This window comes from Burkholderia sp. PAMC 28687 (assembly GCF_001577465.1).
Classification (GTDB): Bacteria; Pseudomonadota; Gammaproteobacteria; order Burkholderiales; family Burkholderiaceae; genus Caballeronia.
This window is the reverse complement of the sequence record NZ_CP014505.1, coordinates 290,139-316,411: the sequence shown is the minus strand read 5'-3', so window position 1 is coordinate 316,411 and position 26,273 is coordinate 290,139. Positions and strand designations below refer to the sequence as shown.

Sequence of the window (26,273 nt, the reverse complement as noted above, 5' to 3'; positions counted from 1 at the left end):
GTCAAATCTCGAAAACCTACCATATCGCCGATCCGCCGCCGCATGTCCGACCAAAAGGAATTTGCCGACCTGCCAGAAGCTGTACCAATGAAGCTTGGCGGTCGAGTCGAGCGCGTTTTGACGCGGGCGCTCAAAGTCCTTCTGGTGCTGGTCGCCATGGTGTATTTCGCGGTCGCCGGTATCTACCTGGTCTTGCGTTACGCCGTGCTGCCTCAGATCGATGCGTTCAGGCCGCGCATCGAGCAGATGGTATCGGCGAAAATTCATGCGCAATTACGCCTTGGACGGATCACCGCGAAATGGTCCGGCCTGCAGCCTTCCTTCGATATGGACAACCTGCGCATCGACGCCGCCGACGGTTCACCCGGCGTCGCTGTCCCGCACGCGAGCGCGACGGTCGCGTGGCGTTCGCTGCTCGGGCCCATCCCGGTGCTCTCGAACCTGACGGTCGATGGACCCGACGTCATCATTGCGCGTAACAAGGACGGCACGTTCAGCGTGGCCGGCGTGCCGATCCCGGCCAAACACACCGGCAACAATACGTTCATGACCTGGCTGTTGAGCCAGCAAGCCATCGTGCTGCGCGACGGCACGCTGCGCTGGCATGACGCGCAGCGCGGCGCGCCGGAACTTGCGCTCAAGCGCATCAAGCTCGCGATTCTCACCGATGGCAATCGCCACCGCCTCGCGCTTCAGGCGCCGCCGGATGGCGACGTGCTGCATGGTCCGCTCGATTTCCGCGCGGATTTCACCCATACGCGGTTCAGCACGGCGGGCCGTCCGGAGAACTGGACGGGAGACGCGTATTTATCGACGGGACCCGTCGATCTACCCACGCTCGCGCACTACGTGAAGATGCCGTTCGCGACCTACAGCGGCCGCTTCGATAACCGCATCTGGCTCGACTTTGCAGACGGCAAACTGAAGACGGCGGGCGGCGACCTGACGGGTTCGGACATCGCGCTGCGCGTGCGCCCGACGCAGCCGCGCCTCGACATGCCCATCGCGAAATTCAATTGGGATCTCGGCTTCCAGGACAACGAATACACGCTGCATCTCGCCAATCTGCAAGCCGAGCTCGGCCAGAAACCGATGTCCGACGGCACGCCCGTGTCCCGGTTGCTTGCCATGCACACGCTTACCGGCAGATACCGCGCGGCGTCCGTGAATCTCGGGCAGAAGTTCGGCGTGTCGGGCGATTTCGTGGATCTCGGCATTCTTGGCGAATTCATGCGCGCGCTGCCGTTGCCGTCGAAGGTGCAGAACGACCTGATCCGCTTCGATCCGCACGGACAGATTGCCAACTACACGCTGGAAACCGAACGTCCCGCGCCGACCACACCTGCTCAGGCGCAGGCGCAACGCGAAAAAGGCACCGAGCCGCCCACGCGTTACACCGTCAAGGGGGACCTTCGCGGCGTGAGCGTGCTGGCGCAGGAACCGCCGCCGGGCCTGACGGTGAACAATCATCCGCGCGCCGGGATTCCAGGCGTGGAAAACCTGTGGGGCAGGATCGACGCAGACCAGGACCACGGCAGCGCGGTCATCGATACGAAAAATACCGCGATCACGCTTCCCGGCGTCTTCGACAACCCGCGCCTCGTCATGGATCAGATCGATGGCCGCGTGACCTGGACCGTCGCCAACGCCCCCGGCAAGCCGCACAAGGCGATCACGGCGCATATCGACAATCTGCACGTGAAGAACGCCGACGCCGAAGCCCGCGCCACGGCCGATTACAAGAACGAAGGCGAAGGGCGCGGTTCGCTCGACCTGAAGGCGACGGCCGAGTATCTGAAGGTGACGAGCCTCACCCACTTCTTGCCGACGAGCATCAGCGAGAAGCTGCGCATGTATCTTGGCCACGCGTTGCAGGCGGGCGTCTCGCGTAATGGCACCATCGAGATTCATGGCGACCTGACGAAATTTCCCTATTCCCGTTTCCCCGATGCCGGCAAGTTCCGCATCGTCGCGCCGTTCACCGGCGGCAAGTTCGAGCCCACGCCCTACCCGCCCAAGACCATGGCAAACGGCACTCCGAATCAATGGCCGGCCTTTGATGGTATCGACGGGACGTTTCATCTCGCCGAAAACAAACTCGGCTTCGATATCACGCGCGGTCATTACCTGGGCATAGGCGTGCGCAAGACCACGGGGCGCATTGAAGACCTGGGAAATCGTGAATCGAAACTGATCATCGATGCCGACGCGCACGGTCCGATCACCGACATGCTGCGCTATGTAGAAGACAGTTCGCTCGGCTCGCTCTCGCAACATGTCGCGACCAAGATCCACGCGACCGGCAATGCCGCGCTCGCGCTGCAATTGCAGATTCCGCGCGTCGCGCCGCCGCCCGGTCAGCGGCAACGCGTGGGTTACAAGGGCTCGCTCACGTTCGCCGGCAACGATCTCGAATACGAGGCGTTTCCGCCCCTGTCGAATCTGAGAGGCCGCGCGAGCTTCGGAGAAAAAACCGCATCGCTCGATGGCATCACCGGCAAGTTCCTCGGCGGCGACGTGCGCGGTACGGGCGGCGTGAAACCCGACGGCAGTTATGCATTCGATGTCACTGGCCGTATCGGTGCGGACGCGGCCCAAAGCCTGAACCTGCGCAATCAGGCGCAGACGGTGGCGCTGCTCAAACACCTCAGCGGCACAGCGCCTTACGACCTGCGGGTGCGCGGCGTAAAAAACGCGTTGCCGCGCGTTGAAGCGAACTCCGATCTGACGGGCCTCGGCCTCGATTTCCCTGCGCCGTTCAACAAGGCCCAGGGCGCGCCGATGCCCTTCACGTTCACCTTCGCGCCCGTCGCCGGATCGCAGGTGGAACACGATGCAAAGCTCACGCTCGGGCCCGTCAATGCGCACTACCTGCTCAAGCGCGAAGGCAAGGCGGCGCCCGTTGTGGAGCGCGGCGCCATCGGCGTGAACAAGCCGGCGGATCTTCCGGCCGAAGGCGTGACAGCAGCGGTCGACCTGGATGAACTCGATGCCGATGCCTGGCGCAAGACCATCTCGGATCTCGGGCCAATGCCAGCCCCTGCCCCTGTCCCTGCCGCCGCGCCGCCTGTCCGGCTGGCGGATGGCAAGGCCCCTTCCGCAGTCGCGAAGCAGTTCGTTCCCGACCGCATCGCCCTGCACTTCACCACGCTCAAGCTGCTCGCCCGGCGCTGGGAAAACGTGGCCATCGGCGCCACGCGCGGCGATGGTGACGACGACCGCAAGTGGAAGGCGAACATCGCGTCGAATCAGGTATCGGGATATGTCGAATGGCTGCCCGGCGCGACCAAGGAGAGTCCGGGCGCCCTGCAGGCGCGCTTCGCCAAGGTCGTGATCCCGGACAAGACGGAGAACGACATGGTCGGGCAAATGATCCGCAGGCCGCCGCCGAGCAACATGCCGTCCATCGACTTGATCGTGAACGAACTCGTGGTGCGCGAACGCACGCTCGGGCGGCTGGAAGTCAACGCGCGCAACGGCGTGGAAGACGGCGTGCCGGTCTGGCATCTGGACAAGCTCGACCTGGAGAATCCGGACGCGAGGCTTTCCGCCACGGCCAACTGGCGCACGATTCCGGGCGCCGGAGCGCATCCGGAAACCGCTTCCGACGATGACGCCCCGCGCCGCACGGCAGTCGATTTCAAGCTCGATATCCTCGATGCCGGCGCGCTCGTCGAGCGCATGGGTTTGCCGCAGACGGTGGAGAATGGCAAGGGCTCGGTCACGGGCCAGCTCGGCTGGGACGGCAGTCCCGCCGCGATCGACATGCCCACGCTCAACGGCAAGGTCGCCGTCGATTTCGAGCACGGCCAGATCCTGAAAGTCAAAAACGCGGCGGCGGTCAAATGGCTCGGCGTATTCAGCCTGCAGAGCCTCGCGCACTTTCTTACGCTGAACTTCCAGGATGTCGTCGGCAAGGGCCTGCCGTTCGAGAAGATCACCGGCACCGCGACGGTTCAGGATGGCATCGGACGGACGGACGATTTCAAGATGGTCACCCCGCCGGCGCGCGTCGAACTGACGGGTCTCGTCGATCTGCCGAAGCACACGCAGGACTTGCATGCCAAGGTCATCCCGACGATCAGTGCGGGCGCGGTGGCCATTGGCGCGGCCGTGATCAATCCGCTGCTCGGCCTCGCCACGCTGGCCGGGGATCTGGTGTTGTCGAAGTCGATTGGCAAAGCCTTTACCCGCGACTATTCCATTACCGGCCCGTGGTCGAAACCCGTCATTCAGCGGGTCAAAGGCGATCAGGGTAAGATCGAAATTCCTGCTGCCGCAGAGGCGGATTGAGCGCGCTTGTCGCGCTAATGGCTTGCGTTGACGGCAAATCGATCATTTATCGTGCCCTTTCTGAAAGGCTGACATGAGCGAAAGCATCCCCGAAAATTTCCGCGTCGCCGCGCTGCAAATGGTCAGCGTGGCGGATCGCGACCGAAATATCGCGGAAGCGGGACGGCTGATCGCCGAAGCCGCGCGTGACGGCGCGAAGCTCGTGCTGCTGCCGGAGTACTTCTGCTTCATGGGTTTCAAGGACACGGACAAGCTCGCGATCCGCGAAACCTTCGGCCAGGGCCCGATCCAGCAGTTCTTGTCCGATGCCGCGCGCGAGCATCGGGTCTGGATCATCGGCGGGACGTTGCCGCTGGAATCATCGGAGGCGTCGCGTGTGCTCAATACCACGCTCGTTTTCGATCCCACCGGCAAGCCGGTCGCCCGGTACGACAAGATCCACCTGTTCAACTTCGAAAAAGGCTCGGAATCCTTCGATGAAGCCCGCACCATCTGCCCGGGCAGCGAAGTGCGTACATTCGAAGCGCCGTTCGGACGGGTGGGTTTGTCGGTGTGCTATGACCTGCGTTTTCCCGAGCTCTATAGAAAGATGGGCGACTGCGCGTTGATGGTCGTGCCGTCCGCCTTCACGTATACAACCGGCGAGGCGCACTGGGAAACGCTGCTCAAGGCGCGTGCGGTGGAAAACCAGTGCTACGTGCTCGCCGCAGCGCAGGGCGGCAAACACGAGAACGGGCGCCGCACCTGGGGCCACAGCATGCTGATCGACCCGTGGGGCGAGATCGTGGCCGTGGTGGAAGAAGGCCCGGGCGTGGCGGCGGGAAATATCGATAAAGCGCGCATCGCGTCTGTCCGGCAGAGCCTGCCGGCCTTTCGTCATCGCGTACTGGGCTAGCTTGGGAGCTAGCTTGTTTAGTTGGCTTGTTTTTTTCGGAGTACCCCTCCATTTGGTCAGGGTGTGGCATAAATGCTCCGACGTTAGAATGCTTTTAATCCCTACAGACTTCGCCACAGGCACCGAATGAACATCATCGAACCCGGCATCCGAAATCTCGCCACCGCGAAAGAGATTCTTCTGACGCCTTACGGCCTAGACGAATCCACCATTACGCGCACGCTGGCAGAGATCTTCACGCACCGCGTTGACTATGCGGATCTCTATTTCCAGTCCACCCGCAGCGAGGCGTGGAGCCTGGAGGAAGGCATCGTCAAATCGGGCAGTTTCAGCATCGACCAGGGCGTGGGCGTTCGCGCCGTGTCGGGCGACCGGACGGCGTTCGCGTATTCGGACGATCTGTCGGCTGATTCCATTCGCCAGGCGGCCATGGCGACGCGCGCGATCGCGAAAGCAGGCGGGGGCAAACACAAGATCAAATCGGCGAGTTCGCTGACCGGCGTGTTCGGCCGCGACCTTTATCTGCCGTCGGATCCGCTTTCGTCGCTCGATGCCACCGCCAAGGTGAAATTGCTCGAGCGCGTCGAGCAGATGGCGCGGGGACGCGACCCGCGCATCGTTCAGGTTATGGCAGGGTTGGCGGGCGAGTACGACGTCGTGCTGGTCGCGCGCAGCGACGGCGCCCTGGCCGCCGACATCCGGCCGCTCGTGCGCGTTTCTGTGACGGTGATCGCCGAGAAGGACGGACGCCGCGAGATTGGCAGCGGCGGTGGCGGCGGTCGCTACGACTACGCTTACTTCACCGACGAAATTCTCTCCACCTACGTCGATCAGGCCGTGCACGCGGCACTGGTCAATCTCGACGCGCGTCCCGCTCCGGCAGGCGCCATGACCGTCGTGCTCGGACCAGGCTGGCCCGGCGTGCTGCTGCACGAAGCCATCGGCCATGGTCTGGAAGGCGACTTCAACCGCAAGGGCTCGTCGGCGTTTGCTGGCCGGATCGGCGAGCGGGTGGCGGCGAAAGGCGTCACGGTTGTCGATGACGGCACGCTGCCGAATCGCCGCGGGTCGCTCAACATCGACGACGAAGGCAATCCCACGCAGTGCACCACGCTGATCGAGGACGGCATCCTGAAGGGCTACATCCAGGACTCGCTGAACGCGCGCCTGATGAAAATGCCGGTGACGGGCAATGCACGACGTGAATCGTACGCGGCGCTGCCCATGCCACGCATGACCAACACGTACATGCTCAACGGCGATAAAGATCCGGGCGAAATCCTGGCATCGGTGAAAAACGGCTTGTATGCGGTGAATTTCGGCGGCGGTCAGGTCGACATCACCAACGGCAAGTTCGTGTTCTCGGCGTCCGAGGCGTACATGATCGAAAACGGCAAGGTGACGTACCCGGTGAAGGGCGCAACGCTGATCGGCAGCGGCCCGGAATCGCTCAAGTACGTGACCATGATCGGCAACGACATGGCGCTCGACGGCGGCGTGGGCGTGTGCGGCAAGGAAGGCCAGAGCGTGCCGGTGGGCGTGGGCCAGCCGACGTTGCGCATCGAAAAGATGACGGTGGGCGGCACGGTTTAACCTGACTCTTCCACTCTTCCGCATGCCGCGCCGCTTGTCGAAAGCAAGCGCGGCATGCGGAAAACCCGCATGAAACCTTCACGTCTCACGCAAAAATAGCATAATGCATGCGGATTATCCGCATTTTAATAACTTGCAACTTGCCACCCGCGCAAGTTTGGGGTTATAAAGCAAGACGTTCAATTTTTACCAAAGACCGAAACCTCATGTCCGCCAAGTTTTATTTTTATTTCTTTTGGCATCTCAAGCCGCTGGCGGATCGAGAGGGGTGAGTCGTTTGTGCTGAACCCAAGTTTCCCGAAAAACCGCCAGCCGAGTCTGGCGGTTTTTTTATGCCTTTTTCTTTCATCACATTGAACACAGCACCAAAACGAGTTCCTGGAGAACCAGCATGCCCCCGCACAACACCGACGATGTCCGAATCCGCGAATTGAAAGAACTGACGCCCCCTGCTCACCTGATCCGCGAGTTCGCGTGCGCCGAGCCGGTTTCGAACCTCATCTACAACTCGCGCCAGTCGATGCATCGCATCCTGCACGGCATGGAAGACCGGCTGATCGTGATCATCGGACCGTGCTCGATTCACGACACCAAGGCAGCGATGGAATACGCCGGCCGTCTGGTCGAGCAGCGCAAGCGTTTCGCGGGCGAGCTGGAAATCGTGATGCGGGTGTACTTCGAAAAGCCGCGTACCACGGTGGGCTGGAAGGGCCTGATCAACGACCCGTACATGGACAACAGCTTCAAAATCAATGACGGTCTGCGCACCGCCCGCGAACTGCTGTTGCACATCAACGAACTGGGGTTGCCGGCCGGCACCGAGTACCTCGACATGATCAGCCCGCAGTACATCGCGGATCTGATTTCGTGGGGCGCGATCGGTGCGCGGACGACAGAATCTCAGGTGCATCGTGAACTGGCTTCGGGATTGTCGTGCCCGGTCGGCTTCAAGAACGGGACGGACGGCAATGTGAAGATTGCCGTGGATGCGATCAAGGCCGCGTCGCAGCCGCACCATTTCCTGTCGGTGACGAAGGGCGGGCATTCGGCGATCGTGTCGACGGCCGGCAACGAGGATTGCCACATCATTTTGCGCGGCGGCAAGGCGCCGAACTACGATGCGCAAAGTGTCGACGCCGCATGCAGCGACATCGGCAAGGCAGGGTTGGCGGCACGCTTGATGATCGACGCAAGCCACGCCAATAGCTCGAAGAAGCACGAGAACCAGATCCCGGTTTGCGCCGATATTGGCAAGCAGATTGCCGGTGGCGACGAGCGGATCGTCGGCGTGATGGTGGAATCGAATCTGGTCGCGGGGCGTCAGGATCTGATGGAAGGCTGCGAGCTGGTCTACGGTCAAAGCGTGACCGACGCATGCATTAGCTGGGAAGACAGTCTGGGCGTGCTGGAAGGGCTGGCCGCCGCCGTGAAGCAGCGCCGTGTGGCGCGTGGTAACGGCAACTGAAGATGAAAAGGCTGCGAAGACGGATTCGCAGCCTTTTTACTTTACAGCTTGCGTTCGTGATTCCACAACACGTCCGACCCGCCATCTACGCGGTTCAGCACGCGCGACAGGACAAACAGCAAATCAGAAAGCCGGTTCACGTATTTTCGCGGCTCGGCGTTGATCTTGTCCACACGGCCAAGCGCGACGATCGAGCGTTCCGCGCGACGGCAAACCGTCCGGCTAACGTGAGCAAGCGCTGCCGCCCGCGATCCACCCGGCAGGATGAATTCCTTCAGCGGCGGCAGGTTGGCGTTGTACTCGTTGATCCAATCATCGATACGCGCAAGATGCGCTTCTTCGATCATCGAATGGCCGGGAATGCAAAGCTCGCCGCCAAGGTCGAAGAGATCGTGCTGGATCGCGACCAGCGCCGCGCGGACATCGTCGGGGAGTTTTTCGCACAACAGCACGCCGATCTGCGAATTCAGTTCATCGACGTCTCCAATGGCCGCGATCCGCGCGTCGTCTTTCTGCACGCGGCTGCCGTCGCCGAGGCCGGTCGAGCCGTCGTCGCCGGTGCGCGTCGCTATCTTGCTCAGGCGATTGCCCATGTTGTCTCCCAGGTTGACGCGAACGAAGGTCAGCGTCCGTGTTCATTATAGGCATCGACCGGGCATCGACCGGGCATCGGCTGGACTTGGGGTATCGGCGTAAAATAGACGCATAAAACGCATGAATCCCGCACGTCATTGCCGGATTTCGTGCATCCCAACGTCCGTCACATCGATGTCCGGAGACATGCCGTGAACCATCCCGTCCCTCCAATCGCCGTTCGCCGCACCTTTCCTGCCACCCTGCTCGATGCGCTGAAAACTGCTTTTGGTGATCGCATTTCGACCACGGCTGCCGTGCGCGAGCACCACGGCCGCGACGAATCCCCGTTCGACCCGCAATTGCCCGATGCCGTCGTGTTCGTGACGAGCACGGAAGAAGTCCAGACCGTAGTGAAGCTGTGCGCCGAACACAATGTGCCGGTGATTCCGTACGGCAATGGTTCGTCGCTTGAAGGTCATTTGCTGGCGGTGCAGGGTGGTGTGTCCATCGACATGTCCGGCCTGAACCGCGTCTTGTCGATAGACGCCGAAGACCTGACCGTCACGGTCCAGCCCGGGATTTCGCGCAAACAGTTGAACGAAGCATTGAAGGACACGGGCCTGTTCTTCCCGATCGACCCGGGCGCAGACGCAAGCATTGGCGGGATGTCCGCCACGCGCGCCTCGGGCACGAATGCCGTGCGTTACGGGACCATGCGCGAGAACGTGCTCGGCCTGACCGTCGTACTCGCCGACGGCCGCGTCATCAAGACCGGCACGCGTGCGCGCAAATCATCGGCGGGATATGACTTGACGCGCTTGTTCGTCGGCTCGGAAGGCACGCTTGGCGTGATCGTCGAGATCACCGTGCGGCTTTATCCGCAGCCCGAAGCGGTATCGGCAGCGGTGTGCGCATTTCCGTCGATGGGCGACGCCGTGCGCGCGACCATCGAAACAATCCAGATGGGCGTGCCGGTCGCCCGCGTCGAATTCCTGGATTCGCTCGCCGTGCGTTCGATCAACCGCCACTCGAACATGACTTTCCGCGAATCGCCAATGCTCTTCTTCGAATTCCATGGCACGGAAAGCAGCGTGAAGGAGCAAGCGGAAACGGTGCAGGCGATCATTGCCGAAAACCATGGCACGGATTTCGAGTGGGCGACGCGCCCGGAAGATCGCAGCCGCCTGTGGAACGCGCGCCACAACGCCTATTTCGCGATGCTGCAATTGAAACCCGGTTGCCGCGCAGTGACCACGGATGTATGCGTGCCGATCTCGCGCCTGGCCGAATGCGTGATGGAGACGGAACAGGATCTGAAGGCGAGCACGTTGCCTTGCCCGATAGTTGGCCACGTCGGCGATGGTAATTTCCACGTCGCCATGCTGCTCGATCCCGCGAAGCCAGAAGAACTCGAAGAAGCCGAACGCATCAATCACCGGATCGTGCAGCGCGCGCTGCGCATGGGCGGAACGTGTACCGGCGAGCATGGCGTCGGCCTGCACAAGATGCAGTTCATGATCGAAGAACATGGCGAAGACGCAATCAGCGTGATGCGCTCGATCAAACACGCGCTCGATCCGAACAACCTGATGAATCCAGGCAAGATCTTTACGTACGACGCCTGATAACTCGGCGTCTCAGGGAAAACGCGCTCCGTCCCCGTAATTAGCCCAATCGACGGCGGGGACGCCCAGGTGCAAGATCAGGCGATCTGCTGTTGGAAATGCTCCAGCGCACAAACCGCCGGGAGGAGACATGAACGCACCCGCCGAGCTTTCGCCGGAAATTCTCGCGCAACGCCAGCGCGAAGTGGTCCAGGCATTGATGGCCGTGCTGCCGACGCATTGCCTGTTGTATCGCGAGGAAGACACGGCCGCGTACGAATGCGACGGACTGGCCGCGTATAGACGTTTGCCGCTTGCCGTTGCATTGCCGGAAACCGAGGCGCAGGTTCAGCGCGTCGTGCAGATTTGCGCGCGGCTCGACGTGCCCATCGTCCCGCGGGGCGCCGGTACGGGCTTGTCGGGCGGCGCCATGCCGATACGGCATGGCATCGTGGTGTCTCTTGCGCGGTTTCGCAAGATCATGGAAGTCGATCCGTATGCGCGCACCGCGACCGTCCAGCCGGGCGTGCGCAATCTCGCCATTTCCGAAGCCGCCGCGCAGTACGGGCTTTATTACGCGCCCGATCCTTCATCGCAGATTGCGTGCACGATCGGCGGCAACGTCAGTGAAAATTCCGGCGGCGTTCATTGCCTCAAATACGGCCTGACGTGTCACAACGTGATGCGGGTGCGGGCTGTATCGATGGAAGGCGACATTCTCGAATTCGGTTCACTCGGGCTGGACGCACCCGGGCTCGATCTGCTTGCGGTGTTGATTGGCAGCGAAGGCATGTTCGCGATCGTCACCGAAATCACCGTCAAGCTGATCCCGAAGCCGCAAACGGCGCAAGTCATCATGGCGAGTTTCGACGACGTGGTGAAAGGCGGCAACGCGGTCGCGGCGATCATCGCGGCGGGGATCATCCCGGCCGGCCTCGAAATGATGGACAAACCCGCGACGCGCGCGGTCGAAGAATTCGTGAAGGCCGGCTACGACCTTGAAGCCAAGGCGATCCTGCTGTGCGAATCCGATGGCACGCAAGACGAAGTGTCCGAAGAAATCGTTCGCATGACGGCCGTGTTGCGCGAGTTCGGCGCAAACCGCATCCAGATTTCGCGTTCCGAAGCCGAACGGCTGAAATTCTGGTCCGGGCGCAAGAACGCGTTTCCGGCAGCCGGGCGGATCTCGCCGGATTATTACTGCATGGACGGCACCGTGCCGCGCCGCCAGATCGGGCCTTTGCTTGCGCGTATCGAAGAGATGGAAGTCAAGTACGCGCTGCGTTGCATGAACGTGTTCCATGCGGGCGACGGCAACATGCATCCGCTCATTCTCTTCAATGGCAACGATCTCGACGAATGGCATCGCGCTGAAGCGTTCGGCTCGGACATCCTGGAAGCCTGCGTGGAACTCGGCGGGACGGTGACGGGCGAGCATGGCGTGGGGATCGAAAAGATCAATTCCATGTGCGTGCAGTTTTCGCCGGAGGAACGTGACACTTTCCACGCAATCAAGCGCGCCTTCGATCCTCCCGGCCTGCTCAATCCGGACAAAGGCATTCCCACGCGCGCGCGCTGCGCCGAGTACGGAAAGATGCACATCCGCGGCGGTTTGCTCCCGCATCCGGAAATTCCGCGCTTTTAGGCATCGTGTTCAGACGTGGCAACTAAACGGCCGCACCGGCATCAGCGGCCGTTCAGATGCAGGAAACATATCCACGTTTATACGAGTGGCCTTACCAGCACGCGCCGATACACTGGTCTGGAGCATCAAAAACTAGCCATTTGGCCAGCAGACGGCCAGCATCAACACGCAGGACACCATGAACGAGGAAGACATTGTCGCGAGCTGGTCCGAGCGCGTGCGCGCCGCGACAGCGAGCAACACGCCTTTGCGGATTCGCGGCGGCGGTACGAAGGACTGGTACGGCCAGACGTTGCAAGGCGAAATCATCGATACACGCGCGCACAGCGGAATCATCGAACATGACCCGGCCGAACTCGTGATCACCGCGAAGGCCGGCACACCACTGCGCGAGATCGAAGCGCGCCTCGACGAATGCAACCAGATGCTGCCGTTCGAGCCGCCGCACTTTGGCCACGATGCAACCATTGGCGGCTGCATTGCTGCAGGACTCGCCGGCCCGCGGCGCGCCGCGGCCGGCGCGCCGCGCGATTTCGTATTGGGCGCCGTGGTGATGAACGGCCAGGGCCACGTGCTGCATTTCGGCGGCCAGGTGGTGAAGAACGTTGCGGGTTACGATGTCTCGCGCCTGCTCGCCGGATCGCTTGGAACGCTCGGGATGATTCTGCAGGTATCGGTGAAAGTGTTGCCGAAACCGGTCGCCGAAATCACGCTCAAGTTCGAGATGAACGATACCGATGCCGTGCGCAAGCTCAACGAATGGGGCGGCCATCCGTTGCCGATCACCGGCAGCGCGTGGCGCGACCACACGCTCGCGTTGCGGCTCGGCGGCGCGGAAGCCGCTGTGAAATCGGCGCGCACGGCGCTCGGGGGCGAAGTGGTCGACGCAGTAGAAGCCGATCGTTTCTGGTGCGGCCTGCGCGAACAGTCCGATCCGTTTTTTGCCGTGCTGCCGCCGAAATCGGCGTTGTGGCGGTTGTCGTTGCCATCGATTGCCGAGCCCATGCATCTCCCGGGTCCGCACCTGATGGAATGGGGCGGCGCGCAACGCTGGTGGATCACCGACGCCGACGCGCAGACCGTGCGCATCAGCGCGAAGCAGGCCGGCGGACACGCGACCATCTTCCGCTCGGGTTCATCATACGACCGCAATGCCGGCGTCTTCACCCCCCTGCCCGCGCCGATGATGAAAATCCATCGTGGCCTGAAATCTGCGTTCGATCCCGCGCGCATCTTCAATCGCGGCCGTCTCTACCCCGACTTTTAAGCTGACCGACCCACGCAATGCAAACCAACCTCGCCGATTTCATGCGCAACACGGCCGACGGCGACGAAGCCGAAGCCATCCTGCGCAAGTGCGTGCATTGCGGATTCTGCACGGCGACGTGTCCGACCTACCAGATTCTCGGCGATGAACTCGATGGCCCGCGCGGCCGCATCTACCTGATGAAGCAGATGATGGAAGGCGCGCCCGTGACACGCAGCACGCAACTGCACCTGGACCGCTGCCTTACGTGCCGCAATTGCGAAACCACGTGCCCCTCAGGTGTGCAATATGGAAGGCTGGTGGAAATCGGCAGGAAGATCGTGGAGGAGAAGGTCGAGCGGCCATTCGGCCAGCGCGTGCAGCGCAAGTTGCTCGCAAACTTCCTGCCGAACAGCAAGCTCTTCACCCCCGCAATGAAGCTCGGCCAGCAATTCCGGCCGCTCCTGCCAAAGACCTTGCGCGCCAAGATTCCCGTGGCGCAACGGCCGCTCGCAGCGCCGACCAACATCCACGAACGCAAGATGCTGATGCTCGCCGGTTGCGTCCAGCCGGCCATGATGCCCAACGTGAACACGGCAACGGCGCGCGTCTTCGATGCACTGGGCATCCAGATGCTGACCGCGCCGGACGCGGGCTGTTGTGGCGCGATCCGCCTGCATCTGGGCTACAACGACGACGCCCTCGACGATATCCGCAACAACATCGACGCGTGGTGGCCTTATGTTGAAAGCGGCGTCGAGGCGATCGTGATGAATGCATCCGGTTGCGGCGCGACGGTCAAGGAGTACGCGCATTTGCTGCGCAACGATCCGGCTTACGCGGAGAAGGCCGCGCGGATCGTGGACATGACGCGCGACCTCGCTGAAATCCTGCCGCAGTACGAAGAAGAACTGACCGCGATGGTGAGGCGGCGCGCCGTCCATACCGTCGCGTTTCACCCGCCGTGCACGCTGCAGCACGGCCAGCAGATCCGAGGCCGCGTTGAAAACCTGCTGACGGCGCTCGGCATGGAAGTTCACCTTCCCGCCGATAACCACTTGTGCTGCGGCTCGGCCGGGACCTACTCGGTGCTGCAGCCCAAACTCTCGTACACGTTGCGCGACCAGAAAATCGACAAGCTCGAGAAACTCGAACCGCAGATGATCGTGTCCGCGAATGTGGGGTGTATCGCGCATTTGCAAAGCGGCACATCGACACCTGTCGTGCACTGGATCCAGCTCGTGGAACATCTGCTGTATGGCTGACGGCAGCCGGCGCGAGGCGTGCAGCCGCCTCACGTCCGTATAATCGGATCTCTGCTTTTCTTGCGGCGTCCGTTTCCATGTCCTCTCACATAGCCCTTCATCTCGACGAAGTTCGTCAACGCATAGCGAAAGCGGCGGCTGAAGCGTCGCGCGAACCGGCATCGGTCGCGTTGCTGGCGGTATCGAAGACTTTCCCTGCCGGCGATGTCCGCGCCGCATTCGACGCGGGACAACGCGCGTTCGGCGAGAACTACGTGCAGGAATCGGTCGCGAAGATCGCCGAACTCGCCGACTTGCGCAGACAGATCCAGTGGCATTTCATTGGACCATTGCAGTCGAACAAGACCAAGGTCGTCGCCGAGAATTTCGACTGGGTGCATTCCGTCGACCGGCTGAAGATTGCCGAGCGGCTATCGGCTCAACGCACGGACGGCATGGCGCCGCTCAACGTCTGTCTGCAAGTGAATGTCAGCGGCGAGGAATCGAAAAGCGGTGTGGCGCCTGAAGAAGCGTTGGCGATTGCGCACGCGATCACGGCCTTGCCCAATCTCAAGCTGCGCGGCTTGATGTCGATTCCCGAACCAGCCGCCACACTCGATGAACAACGCGCACCGCACAAGCGTCTGCGCGAACTCATGGACACCTTGCGCGCGGACGGCCTTGAACTGGATACGCTTTCCATGGGCATGTCGGCGGATATCGAAGCCGCGATCCTGGAAGGCGCGACGATGGTTCGCATCGGCACGGCAATCTTCGGCGCACGCGATTACTCCAACTGACTTTCGATCTGAACTCACTATGAAAATTGCGTTTATTGGTGGCGGCAACATGGCGTCGGCGCTTATCGGCGGCCTGATCAAGCGTGGCGTGGCGGCGGCGGATCTTTATGTCGTCGATCCGGGCGAGGAAGCGCGAGGACGCGTAGAGAAGGAATTCGGTGCGGCGACAGGCGCATCGATCGACTCGAAGCTGAGCGAATACGACGCCATTCTGCTTGCCGTCAAACCGCAGGTCTTGAAGGACGTGGCAGCGGCGCTGCAGCCGGTGTTGTCGAAGCAACTGGTGATCAGCATTGCGGCCGGCATTCGCGCGGCCGACCTGTCGCGCTGGCTTGGCGGCTACACGCAAATCGTGCGCACGATGCCGAACACGCCCGCGTTGATCGGCATGGGCGTGACGGGTCTGGCCGCGTTGCCCGGCGTGGACGATGCAGCGAAGGCGCTGGCGTCGAAGGTGCTGGAAGCGGTAGGCGAAACCGTCTGGTTCGACGACGAAGCGAAGATCGACGCCGTCACCGCCATTTCGGGCAGCGGTCCGGCGTACGTGTTCTATTTCATCGAAGCAATACAGGAAGCTGCGCGTCAACTTGGCATGGATGAAGAGCAAGGGAGGGCGCTCGCCGTCGCGACATTTACCGGCGCGGCACAGTTGGCGGCGCAATCAGGTGAACCGGCGAGTGTGTTGCGAGAGCGGGTCACATCGAAGGGCGGAACGACGGCTGCGGCGCTGGCTTCCTTCGATGCACAGGGCGTCAAGGATGCAATCGTGCGCGGCGCACTGGCCGCGGATGCGCGGGCGAAAGAGATGGGCGAGGAACTGGGCAAGGCCTGAGAAAACGCCGCTGCGGGTCAAAGCCCGCAGCAGTGATCAAGCCGCCAACTGATCGCCGACCTAGCGAAAAAACGCGTAATGCGCCGCAATGCCCGCGAACAAGACGCCGCCCAGCCAGTTGTTATGTTTGAACGCGGCGAAGCACGACATGCGCTCGCGGTTCCTGATCAGCGTGTAGTGATAGATCGCGCACGCCACCGCCGCCGCCCAGCCGATCCAGTACATCCAGCCGAACGCCAGGGTCACGCCAATCCACGCATAGATCCCGAGCGTCACGCCATAACAAAGCATGATCGCAAAGACATCGAAGCGGCCGAACGTCAGGGCCGACGTCCTGATGCCGATCTTGATGTCATCGTCGCGATCGACCATCGCGTATTCGGTGTCGTAGGCGACCGACCAGAAGACGTTCGCGGCCAGCATGATCCACGCGAGCGGCGGCACGTGATCCTGAATGGCGGCGAACGCCATAGGAATGCCGAATCCGAATGCAATGCCCAGATACGCCTGCGGAATGGCGAAGAACCGCTTGGTGAACGGATAACTTCCCGCGACAAAAAGCGCAAACACCGAGAGTTCTTTTGTCAGCGTGTTGAGCGGCAGGATCAGCAAGAACGCAATCGCCGATAAAACCGCCGCCAGCGCCACCGCTTCCCACGCGGCAATCTTGCCGGACGTGATCGGCCGGTTTTCGGTGCGCTTCACGTGTTTGTCGAAATCGCGATCGGCGTAGTCGTTTATCGCGCAACCCGCCGAGCGCATGAGCAGCGTGCCGAGCACGAAGATCAGCAGAAGCATGGGCGATGGGTGCCCATCCGATGCAATCCATAACGCATTGAGCGTCGGCCACAGCAAAAGCAGGCTGCCGATGGGTTTATCCATGCGGACGAGGCGGAGATAAAGCGGAAGACGAGCGAGCATGGCAGGTTGCACCGAATGACAGTGACGGTATTTTAAGGCAGCGCGGTTTAGAGCGGCGCGCACAGCAAAAGGCCCCGCGTTCGGACGAGCGCGGGGCCTTTATCGCAATCTAAGTGATACTCAGCCGGCGTCTTACTCCGCCAGCATCGCGCGCAACATCCACGCCGTCTTTTCGTGAATCTGCATGCGCTGCGTCAACAGATCGGCCGTCGGTTCGTCGTTGGCGTTATCGGTTAGCGGGAAGATTGCGCGCGCGGTGCGCACCACGGCTTCCTGCCCTTCCACCAATTGACGGATCATCTCCTCGGCGGCCGGAATGCCATCGGCTTCCGGGATGGACGAGAGCTTCGCGAACTCGCGATAGCTGCCCGGCGCATACACGCCCAACGCGCGGATACGTTCGGCGATGGCATCCACCGCCAGCGCCAGTTCCGTGTATTGACCTTCGAACATCAGGTGGAGCGTGTTGAACATCGGCCCCGTGACGTTCCAGTGAAAATTGTGCGTCTTCAGATACAGCGTGTAGGTGTCGGCCAGCAGATGCGACAGGCCATCGGCAATCTTCTTGCGGTCTTTGTCGCTGATACCGATATTCACAGCCGGTGATGCGATTTTCTTCGCCATGGTGACTCCGTGAGAGTGATACGAACAATGCGGGCGAATGACTGATCCAGATCGTGGATCGGGTTCCGCCGGGCGTTCGTGAGTTTATCTTAGAAACGCAGCCGGACCCGCCGTGCAGCGCGGGTCCGGAGGGTTATCGGGCGCGTCGATACGACGCGCATCAATGGGATCGCACAAGTCCGTCAGACCAGCCCCGCACCACGCAATCCTTCGATAACCACCGCCGCGTAACTCGCCGCGACGATGCCAAAACCGATCGCGAGCCGCACGCCGCGCGACGCGTTCAGGCTTTTGGCCTCAAAGCCGCTTACCGCCCGTTCGATATTCATGATCGCTTGTGTCATCGCCGTTTCTCCTTGAGTCCTGCGTTTTCAATCGATGGGACGCTTTTTCTCAAGCGCCCCGGTCTGCTTACTTCATTGCTGCTTCAAGCTCCGCGTCGGCGGTCTCGACTACCTGGCCCAATGCCGCCAGCGCTTTCACCACACCCGCCGCATACGCGGGGTCGGCGCGCCGGAAGTGCTCGATCTGAACCTTCACGATCTCGTTCGGCACGCCGTGGATATGCCGCGCGATGTTGCCGAAGAAGCGCTGCTTTTGCGCGTCGTCGAAGAGACGGAACAGGTCGCCCGGCTGGCTGTAGTAGTCCGTGTCTTCACGATGGTCGTAGCGCTCCACCGCACCCGCCGCCAATGCCGGCTCATTCACGCTCGCGTCCTGCGAGAAGTCGCCGAAGCGATTCGGCTCGTAGTTCACGCGGCCGCCGCTGTTGCCATCGACACGCATGCCGCCATCGCGATGAAACGAGTTCTGCACAGCGGCCTTCGGCGCATTCACCGGAATCTGATGGTGATTGATGCCCAGACGATACCGGTGCGCATCGCCATACGAGAACAAACGGCCTTGCAGCAGGCGGTCCGGCGAGAAGCCGATGCCCGGCACCACGTTCGCCGGCGTGAAAGCGGCTTGCTCCACATCCGCGAAATAGTTGCCTGCGTTGCGATTCAACTCGAGCGTGCCCACGTCGATCAGCGGGAAATCCTTGTGCGGCCATACCTTGGTGATATCGAAAGGATTCATGCGATACGTCGCCGCTTCTGCCTCCGTCATCACCTGGATGCGGAAATTCCACTTCGGGAAATTGCCGCGATCGATGTTGTCCACCAGATCGCGTTGCGCGCTTTCACGATCACTGCCCACTACGGCCGACGCTTCGGCGTCGGTGAAATTCTCGAGCGGCTGCTGCGACTTGAAGTGGAACTTCACATAGAACCGCTCGTTGTTCGCGTTGATGAACGAATACGTATGCGACCCGAAACCATGCATCTGCCTGTAGCTCTTCGGAATGCCACGGTCGCTCATCAGGATGGTGACCTGATGCAACGACTCCGGATGCCGCGACCAGAAGTCCCACGCCGCCACGTTGCTGCGCATGTTGGTGTACGGATCGCGCTTTTGCGTGTGGATGAAGTCGGGAAACTTCAGCGGATCACGGATGAAAAACACCGGCGTGTTGTTGCCGACCACGTCCCAGTTGCCTTCTTCCGTGTAGAACTTGATCGAGAAACCGCGCACATCGCGCTCGGCGTCGGCTGCGCCGCGCTCGCCGGCAACCGTCGAGAAGCGCATGAACATCGGCGTCTGCTTGCCGACTTCCGCGAACACCTTGGCTTTCGTGAAACGCGAGATGTCGTGCGTGACCGTCAACGTGCCGAACGCGCCCGATCCCTTGGCATGCACGCGGCGCTCCGGAATCACTTCGCGGTCGAAGTGCGCGAGCTTTTCGATCAGCCAGAAATCCTGCAGCGCAATCGGGCCGCGCGGGCCGGCGGTCACGGAATTCTGGTTGTCGCCGACTGGCGCGCCTGCTGCGGTGGTAAGGGTGCGATTGGTCATCGAGTGCTCCTGAAATGTATTCGGCGAATTGCGTCTTGCGGGGTTTGTTCAGCACGTGCCGGCGAAACTGGCCAGCACGTCGACCACGACGCTGCGTGCTTCGCGATAACTCGCGGTAAGTTGCGTGGCGCGGCGAGCGATCATCGTCATGGCTTCCTCTGGCGTTGTTTTGCTGGATCGGTGCCGACCCATGGGAAGAAGCATAACAAAGGCTATCTATTTTTATAATTCAATTAACTTAATCTATCCGATAGGTCGAACGAATGCTCGGGACGGTTGGACTTGAAAAATAGGGATGGATTCAGAGGCCGCGCCAGGACAGGCGCGGCAGAAACGCTTAATTGACTGCGGCGGGTAGTTCAAGCCGCGTTACGCCGGGAATATTGCAGGCGGCGATTGCATCGCAGATCGCTTCGATGGCCGGCATCCGCGTGAAGCTCTTGCGCCACGCGAGCACGACACGACGATCCGGCACGGGGTCATTGAAGGGAACGTAGCTGAGCAAACCGGCATCGACGCCCGCTGCATGCGGCTTCACTTCCATCACCGACATGCGCGGCAGCACGGTAATGCCCACGCCGCTTGCGACCATATGCCGGATGGTTTCCAGCGATGACCCTTCGAACGTCTTCTGGATGCCGTCCGCGTTCTGCGAAAACCGCATCAACTCGGGACATACGCCGAGCACGTGGTCGCGGAAACAGTGGCCGCTGCCGAGCAGCAGCATGGTTTCGAGCTTAAGGTCATCGGCGTTGATCTTCTCGCGGTTTTCCCACGGATGACCGGCAGGCATGGCAACGACGAACGGTTCATCGAAGAGCGGACGGACCATCAAGCCAGTTTCGGGAAACGGCAGCGCCATGATGGCGACATCGATTTCACCCTGCTTCAGCAGTTCGATCAGCTTGAGCGTGTAGTTTTCCTGCAGCATCAGCGGCATCTGCGGCACGCGCTTGATCATCTGCTTGACGAGCGTGGGCAGGAGATACGGCCCGATGGTATAGATCACGCCCAGCCGCAGCGGCCCGACCAGCGGATCCTTGCCCTGCTTGGCGATTTCCTTGATCGCGAGCGTCTGTTCCAGGACGCGCTGCGCCTGAGTCACGATCTGTTCGCCGATGGGTGTCACACTGACTTCGCTGGTACCGCGTTCGAAAATCTGTACGTTCAGTTCGTCTTCGAGCTTCTTGATTGCCACCGACAAAGTCGGCTGGCTTACGAAACACGCCTCGGCCGCACGGCCGAAATGCCGCTCGCGGGCCACTGCAACGATGTACTTCAATTCGGTAAGGGTCATTAGGGGCCAATCAGAGTCAATGAATCGATAGGATTTGACTTATACACCCGTCGGGTGGATTCGCCAACTCGCGCAAGAATAGTCGCGCCAAAAACGCAGTCTTGCGTTTCATGCGAATGCTTAAGACCCGCGGAACCCCGCCGCGTTCACGCTTTCAGGTACTGCTCGCGTGCGCCGAGCCAGCGGGCGAGATGGCTGGTCACGGCTTCAGGGAATTGCGCGAGCATCTGATCGGCCGCCGCGCGCGCGGGCTCGATCAGCCAGCCATCGTTTTCCAGGCTGGCAAAGCGCAGCATCGCAGCGCCGGATTGCCGTGCGCCGAGAAATTCGCCAGGCCCGCGAATTTCGAGGTCCCGGCGCGCGATTTCGAAGCCATCGGTGGTTTCGCGCATGGTCTGCAATCGGGCGCGCGCCGTCTGCGACAAAGGCCCCGCGTACATCAGCACGCATACGGACGCGGCGCTTCCCCGCCCCACGCGCCCTCTCAACTGATGAAGCTGCGCGAGGCCGAAACGCTCGGCGTGCTCGATCACCATCAGCGACGCGTTCGGCACGTCCACGCCCACTTCAATCACGGTCGTTGCAACCAGCAACTGGACTTCGGCGCGCGTGAACGCGTCCATGACGGCGGCTTTTTCGGCGGGCGGCAAACGGCCGTGCACGAGCCCGATTCGCAATTCGGGGAGCGCCACGGCCAGCGTCTCGTAGGTTTCCACCGCCGTCTGCAACTGCAACGTCTCGCTTTCCTCGATCAGCGGACAAACCCAATACACTTGCCGGCCGGTCAGCGCCGCCTCGCGCACACGGGCGATGACTTCGTCGCGGCGGTTATCGGAAACGAGCTTGGTCAGGATCGGCGTGCGGCCCGGCGGCAACTCGTCGATAGTCGATACATCCAGATCCGCGTAATACGTCATCGCGAGCGTGCGTGGAATCGGCGTGGCGGACATCATCAGTTGATGCGGCTGGAAATTCTGCACGCCATCGCCGGCGTTTTGCGCCTTGGCGCGCAATGCAAGCCGCTGCGCCACGCCAAAGCGATGTTGTTCATCGATGATCGCAAAACCCAGGCGCGCGAACTCCACCGCGTCCTGAATGATCGCGTGCGTGCCGATCACGAGCTGCGCCGCGCCGGACGCCGCGGCTTCGAGCGCCGCGCGCTTTTCTTTCGCTTTCAAGCTACCGGCAAGCCACGCGACGGTCACGCCCAATGGTTCAAGCCACGCGCGGAGCTTGCGCGCGTGCTGCTCGGCGAGGATCTCGGTCGGCGCCATCAGCGCGGCCTGATAACCGGCGTCGATGGCCTGCGCCGCAGCCAGCGCAGCCACGATGGTCTTGCCGCTGCCCACATCGCCCTGAAGCAGACGCTGCATGGGATGCGGCAACGTCAGTTCGCCCGAGATCTCCGCGCACACCCGTTCCTGCGCGCCGGTCAGCTTGAACGGCAGCGTCTTCAAAAACCGCGCGACGAGCGATTCAGGCGCGTCATGCAAACGCGGCATCACAGGCGCGGCGCGCGTGCGGCGCTCCTCGTGCGCGCGCTTCAACGACAACTGCTGTGCGAGCAATTCCTCGAACTTGATACGTGTCCACGCCGGGTGCGTGCCGTCGATCAGCGCGTTTTCATCGGAATCGGCATGGGGATGGTGCAGCGTTCTTACGGCGTCGAGCAGGCCGGGAACGTTCAGCGGCTGAAGATGCGCGCGGGCGATTTTCTCGGGCAGCAGTTCCGGCAGATGAACACGCGACAACGCGCTGTCGATGGCCTTGCGCAAATACGCCTGCGACACGCCCGCTGTGCTCGGATAAACCGGCGTGAGCGCCTGGGGCAGCGGCGTGTCTTCATCGACAGGACGCACTTGCGGATGGACCATCTCCATGCCGAAGAAGCCGCCGCGCACATCGCCGCGAACCCGCAAACGCACGCCGATCGCCATCTGCTTGACCTGCGAGCCGTAGAAATTGAGGAAGCGCAGCGTGAGTTCGTCGCCAGCGTCGTCGTGCATTTTCACGAGCAACTGGCGGCGCGGCCGGTAGGCAATCTCGTTGTCGAATACGACGCCTTCGGTCTGGGTGTTGTCGCCCGGGATCAGATGGCCGATCGGCGTGATGGTCGTTTCGTCTTCATAGCGCATCGGCAGATGCAGCACCAGATCGATATCCGATTTCAAACCGAGCTTCGCGAGTTTATCGACGGGTTTGGGCGTCGGCGCGGCGGGTTTGAGCGGCTGGACCTTGTCCGCGATTTCAAGATCGGCGAGTTTTCTCGCGCGTGCGCGCTTGGGCTTTTGTATGGGCGCGTCCGGTTCGCCCGCTGCTTCAGGAGCAATTTCGGCGTCGGGATCGACGAGCAAACGGCGGTCGGACAAGGGCATCTAATCTCTTCAAAGTACAATATCGGCTTCGTTCGGCACGGCGAAGCCTCGTTTCGCGGCCGCCGGGCATTCATCACCACAGCGCCGTCGCGCGCCGCCTTGCACGCATTTTTGCAAAATACCGCGCGGACCATCGCGCACAGATACGCTTTCCCAATGTTCACGCTTTCCGACTTCGATTTTAATCTGCCGCCCGAGCTGATCGCGCAAACGGCGCTCACCGAGCGCAGCGCGAGCCGTCTGCTCGAGGTGGACAACAGCGCGGCTTCGCCCGCTTTCACCGACCGCCAGTTCACGGAACTCCCCGGTCTGCTGGAACCCGGCGACCTGCTGGTATTCAACGATACCAAAGTCCTGAAGGCGCGGTTCCTCGGCCAGAAAGCCAGCGGCGGGCGCATCGAGGTGCTCGTCGAGCGTCTGACGGGGGCGACGACCGCGCTTGCGCAGATCCGGGCGAGCAAAAGTCCGCAGCCGGGCACGAAGATTGTCCTCGCCGATGCGTTCGAAGTCACCGTCGGCGAGCGCGTGGAACCGTTCTACACGCTGCATTTCCCGGCGGATTGCCTGACGCTCATCGAGCAATATGGGCGCTTGCCGTTGCCGCCGTACATCGAACACGATCCCGATGCCTACGACGAAACCCGCTACCAGACGGTCTATGCGGCCAATCCCGGCGCGGTCGCAGCGCCCACGGCGGGCCTGCATTTCGATGCAAACCTGCTCGAAGCGCTCGATGCCCGCGGCATGGAACGCGCGACGTTGACGCTGCACGTCGGCGCGGGCACGTTCCAGCCGGTGCGCGTGGAAAACCTCGCGGAGCACAAGATGCACAGCGAGTGGTACAGGCTGCCGCAGGCGCTTGCCGACAAGATCGCGGCCACGAAAGCGCGTGGAAATAGCGTGATCGCAGTTGGAACCACGTCGATGCGCGCCCTCGAAGCCGCCGCCCGCGACGCCGACGAAGCCGGCCGGCCGCTCGCCGAAACCAGCGCCGAGACCGATATTTTTATCACGCCGGGTTATCAGTTTCGCGTAGTTGACCGGCTCGTCACAAACTTCCATTTGCCGAAATCGACGCTGATGATGCTCGTCTCCGCGTTCGCCGGCATGGACCCGATCCGCGCCGCATATGCGCACGCGATCGAAAAGCGGTACCGGTTTTTCAGTTACGGCGACGCGATGTTGCTGACGCGGCAATAAATTACCAATCTGCGCCGGACTGTTCTCTGGTTGCACAGGAGCTTTGCATGAAAGAAGTAACCAACGTCACAACCCGCCCCGAAAACGGCCTGAAGTTCGACCTGATCACCACTGACGGCCAGGCCCGCCGTGGCCGCGTCACGTTGAACCACGGCGTGGTCGAAACGCCGATCTTCATGCCTGTCGGCACATACGGCACGGTGAAAGCCGTCGCGCCGCGCGAACTCGAGGAAATGCACGCGCAGATCATCCTCGGGAACACGTTTCACCTGTGGCTGCGCCCGGGGCTCGAAACCATTGCGGCGCATGGCGGATTGCACAGGTTCATGAACTGGAACCGGCCGATCCTCACCGATTCCGGCGGTTTCCAGGTTTTCTCCCTCGGCGATCTGCGCAAGATCACCGAAGACGGCGTGACGTTCGCGTCACCCATCAATGGCGACAAGCTGTTTTTATCGCCGGAAATCTCGATGCAGATTCAGAAAGTGCTGAATTCGGACATCGTGATGCAGTTCGATGAATGCACCCCCTACGCCACCATCGGCGTACCCACGCCGCACAAGGACGCGGCTGACTCCATGCGCATGTCGATGCGCTGGGCAAAGCGTTCCGTCGATGAATTCGCCAAAGGCGGCAACCCGAACGCGCTGTTCGGGATCGTTCAGGGCGGCATGTTCGAAGACTTGCGCGACGAATCGCTGGCCGGACTGGCGGACATCGGGTTCCACGGCTTTGCGATCGGCGGCTTGTCGGTGGGCGAGCCCAAAGAAGACATGATGCGGGTGCTGGAACATATCGGCCCGAAGCTTCCCGCCGACAAACCGCATTACCTGATGGGCGTGGGCACGCCGGAAGACCTGGTCGCGGGCGTGGCATCTGGCGTGGACATGTTCGACTGCGTGATGCCGACCCGCAATGCGCGCAACGGCTGGCTGTTCACGCGTTTTGGCGACGTAAAGATCCGCAACGCCGCGCACAAGAATTCACTCAAGCCACTCGACGAAAGCTGCGGCTGCTACACGTGCCGCAATTTCACGCGCGGCTATCTGCACCATTTGCATCGTGTGGGGGAGATCCTCGGCTCGCAACTGAACACGATCCACAACCTGCATTACTACTTGCAACTGATGCAGGAAATCCGCGATTCGATCGAAAACCACATGTTCGGTGCGTTCGTGAAGGTGTTTCACGAGAACCGCGCACGCGGAATCGACTGACAAAAACGTCGACCTGATGGCCAACGTTCAGTCATTCGATCTTCAGCCGACGCAATAAACATTACAATTGCTTTACGCCGCCCTTTAACAGCTTGATCACAAAGCGCATTCCGCGCTTGTGCGGCGAAGCCCGGTGTTAGAATAGCGGGCTAATTTTCTGATCGTTATAACGGAGAGACCGACGTGGATTTTATTTCAAGAGCCTTCGGACAAGGCGCCGACGGTGCGCAATCGAGCATCATGAGTTTTCTGCCTCTGATCTTGATGTTCGCTGTGTTGTACTTCATCATGATTCGCCCGCAAATGAAGCGTCAGAAGGAACATCGCAACATGCTGGGCGCGATGGCGAAGGGTGACGAAGTCGTAACGAACGGCGGTATTGTCGGCAAGGTGACGAAGGTGACGGACGCGTATGTAGGCGTTGAGATCGCGGAAGGCACGGAAATCACCATCCAGAAGGCGTCTGTCACGACCATCCTCCCGAAAGGCACGATCAAGTCGCTGTAAGGCCAACTTGTCTCGCGTCCGGCGCGGCCCGCGCGCTCTCGGT

At 61.5% G+C, this 26,273-nt stretch carries 20 protein-coding genes; 13 read left to right on the top strand and 7 right to left on the bottom strand.

All coding sequences use genetic code 11. From position 1 onward, the window contains the following. Positions 1 to 42: 42 nt before the first annotated feature. The 4 genes from AX768_RS01490 (at position 43) to aroG (ending at position 8,246) form a co-directional block, all read left to right on the top strand. Positions 43 to 4,293 carry a YhdP family phospholipid transporter gene (locus AX768_RS01490; protein ID WP_061998482.1) on the top strand — a complete coding sequence of 1,417 codons (4,251 nt, stop codon included), beginning with the start codon at positions 43 to 45 and terminating at the stop codon, positions 4,291 to 4,293. 73 nt (positions 4,294 to 4,366) lie between these two features. After that, the gene (locus tag AX768_RS01485; protein ID WP_061998481.1) at positions 4,367 to 5,188 is read left to right on the top strand and encodes a carbon-nitrogen hydrolase family protein; all 822 of its coding nucleotides are present in this window, start codon (positions 4,367 to 4,369) and stop codon (positions 5,186 to 5,188) included. A gap of 126 nt (positions 5,189 to 5,314) precedes the next feature. After that, complete coding sequence (gene tldD, locus AX768_RS01480; RefSeq protein ID WP_061998480.1) at positions 5,315 to 6,781, top strand: metalloprotease TldD; 1,467 nt, start codon at positions 5,315 to 5,317, stop codon at positions 6,779 to 6,781. 391 nt (positions 6,782 to 7,172) lie between these two features. Continuing rightward, positions 7,173 to 8,246 carry a 3-deoxy-7-phosphoheptulonate synthase AroG gene (gene aroG / locus AX768_RS01475; protein ID WP_061998479.1) on the top strand — a complete coding sequence of 358 codons (1,074 nt, stop codon included), beginning with the start codon at positions 7,173 to 7,175 and terminating at the stop codon, positions 8,244 to 8,246. 41 nt (positions 8,247 to 8,287) lie between these two features. Here aroG and AX768_RS01470 read toward each other — a convergent pair whose 3' ends face one another. Next, complete coding sequence (locus AX768_RS01470) at positions 8,288 to 8,839, bottom strand: cob(I)yrinic acid a,c-diamide adenosyltransferase (RefSeq protein WP_061998478.1); 552 nt, start codon at positions 8,837 to 8,839, stop codon at positions 8,288 to 8,290. Between the two features lie 192 nt (positions 8,840 to 9,031). Between AX768_RS01470 and AX768_RS01465 the strand changes: the two genes are divergently transcribed. The 6 genes from AX768_RS01465 to proC all read left to right on the top strand — a co-directional run bounded on the left by AX768_RS01465 (position 9,032) and on the right by proC (position 16,193). Next, positions 9,032 to 10,447: an FAD-binding oxidoreductase gene (locus AX768_RS01465; protein WP_062000684.1), complete on the top strand. Its 1,416-nt coding sequence runs from the start codon at positions 9,032 to 9,034 to the stop codon at positions 10,445 to 10,447. 130 nt (positions 10,448 to 10,577) lie between these two features. Further along, positions 10,578 to 12,071, top strand: coding sequence for an FAD-linked oxidase C-terminal domain-containing protein (locus AX768_RS01460; RefSeq protein ID WP_061998477.1), 1,494 nt, complete (start codon positions 10,578 to 10,580; stop codon positions 12,069 to 12,071). A 178-nt stretch (positions 12,072 to 12,249) separates the two neighbouring features. Then, the gene (glcE, locus tag AX768_RS01455; RefSeq protein WP_061998476.1) at positions 12,250 to 13,338 is read left to right on the top strand and encodes a glycolate oxidase subunit GlcE; all 1,089 of its coding nucleotides are present in this window, start codon (positions 12,250 to 12,252) and stop codon (positions 13,336 to 13,338) included. Between the two features lie 17 nt (positions 13,339 to 13,355). After that, positions 13,356 to 14,582, top strand: a complete 1,227-nt coding sequence (gene glcF, locus AX768_RS01450; RefSeq protein WP_061998475.1) for a glycolate oxidase subunit GlcF — start codon at positions 13,356 to 13,358, stop codon at positions 14,580 to 14,582. 77 nt (positions 14,583 to 14,659) lie between these two features. Then, entirely contained in the window at positions 14,660 to 15,361 is a 702-nt protein-coding gene (locus tag AX768_RS01445) for a YggS family pyridoxal phosphate-dependent enzyme (protein ID WP_061998474.1), read from the top strand. A gap of 19 nt (positions 15,362 to 15,380) precedes the next feature. After that, complete coding sequence (gene proC / locus AX768_RS01440) at positions 15,381 to 16,193, top strand: pyrroline-5-carboxylate reductase (protein WP_061998473.1); 813 nt, start codon at positions 15,381 to 15,383, stop codon at positions 16,191 to 16,193. A 60-nt stretch (positions 16,194 to 16,253) separates the two neighbouring features. On the opposite strand, the gene ubiA is transcribed toward proC, so the two are convergent. From ubiA to recG, 6 genes are all read right to left on the bottom strand, one after another. After that, positions 16,254 to 17,114 (bottom strand): 4-hydroxybenzoate octaprenyltransferase, encoded by an 861-nt coding sequence (gene ubiA / locus AX768_RS01435; protein WP_061998472.1) that lies wholly within the window; start codon positions 17,112 to 17,114, stop codon positions 16,254 to 16,256. 132 nt (positions 17,115 to 17,246) lie between these two features. After that, positions 17,247 to 17,738 (bottom strand): Dps family protein, encoded by a 492-nt coding sequence (locus AX768_RS01430; RefSeq protein ID WP_061998471.1) that lies wholly within the window; start codon positions 17,736 to 17,738, stop codon positions 17,247 to 17,249. A 182-nt stretch (positions 17,739 to 17,920) separates the two neighbouring features. Then, positions 17,921 to 18,082: a hypothetical protein gene (locus AX768_RS32515; RefSeq protein WP_155524150.1), complete on the bottom strand. Its 162-nt coding sequence runs from the start codon at positions 18,080 to 18,082 to the stop codon at positions 17,921 to 17,923. A 67-nt stretch (positions 18,083 to 18,149) separates the two neighbouring features. Beyond that, positions 18,150 to 19,634 (bottom strand): catalase, encoded by a 1,485-nt coding sequence (locus AX768_RS01425; RefSeq protein WP_061998470.1) that lies wholly within the window; start codon positions 19,632 to 19,634, stop codon positions 18,150 to 18,152. 337 nt (positions 19,635 to 19,971) lie between these two features. Then, positions 19,972 to 20,931, bottom strand: coding sequence for a hydrogen peroxide-inducible genes activator (locus tag AX768_RS01420; protein ID WP_061998469.1), 960 nt, complete (start codon positions 20,929 to 20,931; stop codon positions 19,972 to 19,974). 146 nt (positions 20,932 to 21,077) lie between these two features. Further along, positions 21,078 to 23,306, bottom strand: a complete 2,229-nt coding sequence (gene recG, locus AX768_RS01415; RefSeq protein WP_061998468.1) for an ATP-dependent DNA helicase RecG — start codon at positions 23,304 to 23,306, stop codon at positions 21,078 to 21,080. A gap of 156 nt (positions 23,307 to 23,462) precedes the next feature. Here recG and queA point away from each other — a divergent pair, with 156 nt between their 5' ends. The 3 genes from queA to yajC all read left to right on the top strand — a co-directional run bounded on the left by queA (position 23,463) and on the right by yajC (position 26,230). After that, positions 23,463 to 24,506, top strand: coding sequence for a tRNA preQ1(34) S-adenosylmethionine ribosyltransferase-isomerase QueA (gene queA / locus AX768_RS01410; RefSeq protein ID WP_061998467.1), 1,044 nt, complete (start codon positions 23,463 to 23,465; stop codon positions 24,504 to 24,506). A gap of 47 nt (positions 24,507 to 24,553) precedes the next feature. Further along, a complete protein-coding gene (gene tgt / locus AX768_RS01405; RefSeq protein ID WP_061998466.1) occupies positions 24,554 to 25,723 on the top strand; it encodes a tRNA guanosine(34) transglycosylase Tgt in 1,170 nt (389 codons plus the stop codon). 183 nt (positions 25,724 to 25,906) lie between these two features. Then, positions 25,907 to 26,230: a preprotein translocase subunit YajC gene (gene yajC / locus AX768_RS01400; RefSeq protein ID WP_061998465.1), complete on the top strand. Its 324-nt coding sequence runs from the start codon at positions 25,907 to 25,909 to the stop codon at positions 26,228 to 26,230. The last annotated feature ends 43 nt before the right edge of the window (positions 26,231 to 26,273 follow it).

What these genes read in the sequence shown, in the direction of transcription:
- AX768_RS01490 (WP_061998482.1), top strand. Translation starts at nt 43, where the DNA reads ATGTCCGACCAAAAGGAATTTGCCGACCTGCCAGAAGCTGTACCAATG.
- AX768_RS01485 (WP_061998481.1), top strand. Translation starts at nt 4,367, where the DNA reads ATGAGCGAAAGCATCCCCGAAAATTTCCGCGTCGCCGCGCTGCAAATG.
- tldD (WP_061998480.1), top strand. Translation starts at nt 5,315, where the DNA reads ATGAACATCATCGAACCCGGCATCCGAAATCTCGCCACCGCGAAAGAG.
- aroG (WP_061998479.1), top strand. Translation starts at nt 7,173, where the DNA reads ATGCCCCCGCACAACACCGACGATGTCCGAATCCGCGAATTGAAAGAA.
- AX768_RS01470 (WP_061998478.1), bottom strand. Translation starts at nt 8,839, where the DNA reads ATGGGCAATCGCCTGAGCAAGATAGCGACGCGCACCGGCGACGACGGC.
- AX768_RS01460 (WP_061998477.1), top strand. Translation starts at nt 10,578, where the DNA reads ATGAACGCACCCGCCGAGCTTTCGCCGGAAATTCTCGCGCAACGCCAG.
- glcE (WP_061998476.1), top strand. Translation starts at nt 12,250, where the DNA reads ATGAACGAGGAAGACATTGTCGCGAGCTGGTCCGAGCGCGTGCGCGCC.
- glcF (WP_061998475.1), top strand. Translation starts at nt 13,356, where the DNA reads ATGCAAACCAACCTCGCCGATTTCATGCGCAACACGGCCGACGGCGAC.
- AX768_RS01445 (WP_061998474.1), top strand. Translation starts at nt 14,660, where the DNA reads ATGTCCTCTCACATAGCCCTTCATCTCGACGAAGTTCGTCAACGCATA.
- proC (WP_061998473.1), top strand. Translation starts at nt 15,381, where the DNA reads ATGAAAATTGCGTTTATTGGTGGCGGCAACATGGCGTCGGCGCTTATC.
- ubiA (WP_061998472.1), bottom strand. Translation starts at nt 17,114, where the DNA reads ATGCTCGCTCGTCTTCCGCTTTATCTCCGCCTCGTCCGCATGGATAAA.
- AX768_RS01430 (WP_061998471.1), bottom strand. Translation starts at nt 17,738, where the DNA reads ATGGCGAAGAAAATCGCATCACCGGCTGTGAATATCGGTATCAGCGAC.
- AX768_RS32515 (WP_155524150.1), bottom strand. Translation starts at nt 18,082, where the DNA reads ATGACACAAGCGATCATGAATATCGAACGGGCGGTAAGCGGCTTTGAG.
- AX768_RS01425 (WP_061998470.1), bottom strand. Translation starts at nt 19,634, where the DNA reads ATGACCAATCGCACCCTTACCACCGCAGCAGGCGCGCCAGTCGGCGAC.
- AX768_RS01420 (WP_061998469.1), bottom strand. Translation starts at nt 20,931, where the DNA reads ATGACCCTTACCGAATTGAAGTACATCGTTGCAGTGGCCCGCGAGCGG.
- recG (WP_061998468.1), bottom strand. Translation starts at nt 23,306, where the DNA reads ATGCCCTTGTCCGACCGCCGTTTGCTCGTCGATCCCGACGCCGAAATT.
- queA (WP_061998467.1), top strand. Translation starts at nt 23,463, where the DNA reads ATGTTCACGCTTTCCGACTTCGATTTTAATCTGCCGCCCGAGCTGATC.
- tgt (WP_061998466.1), top strand. Translation starts at nt 24,554, where the DNA reads ATGAAAGAAGTAACCAACGTCACAACCCGCCCCGAAAACGGCCTGAAG.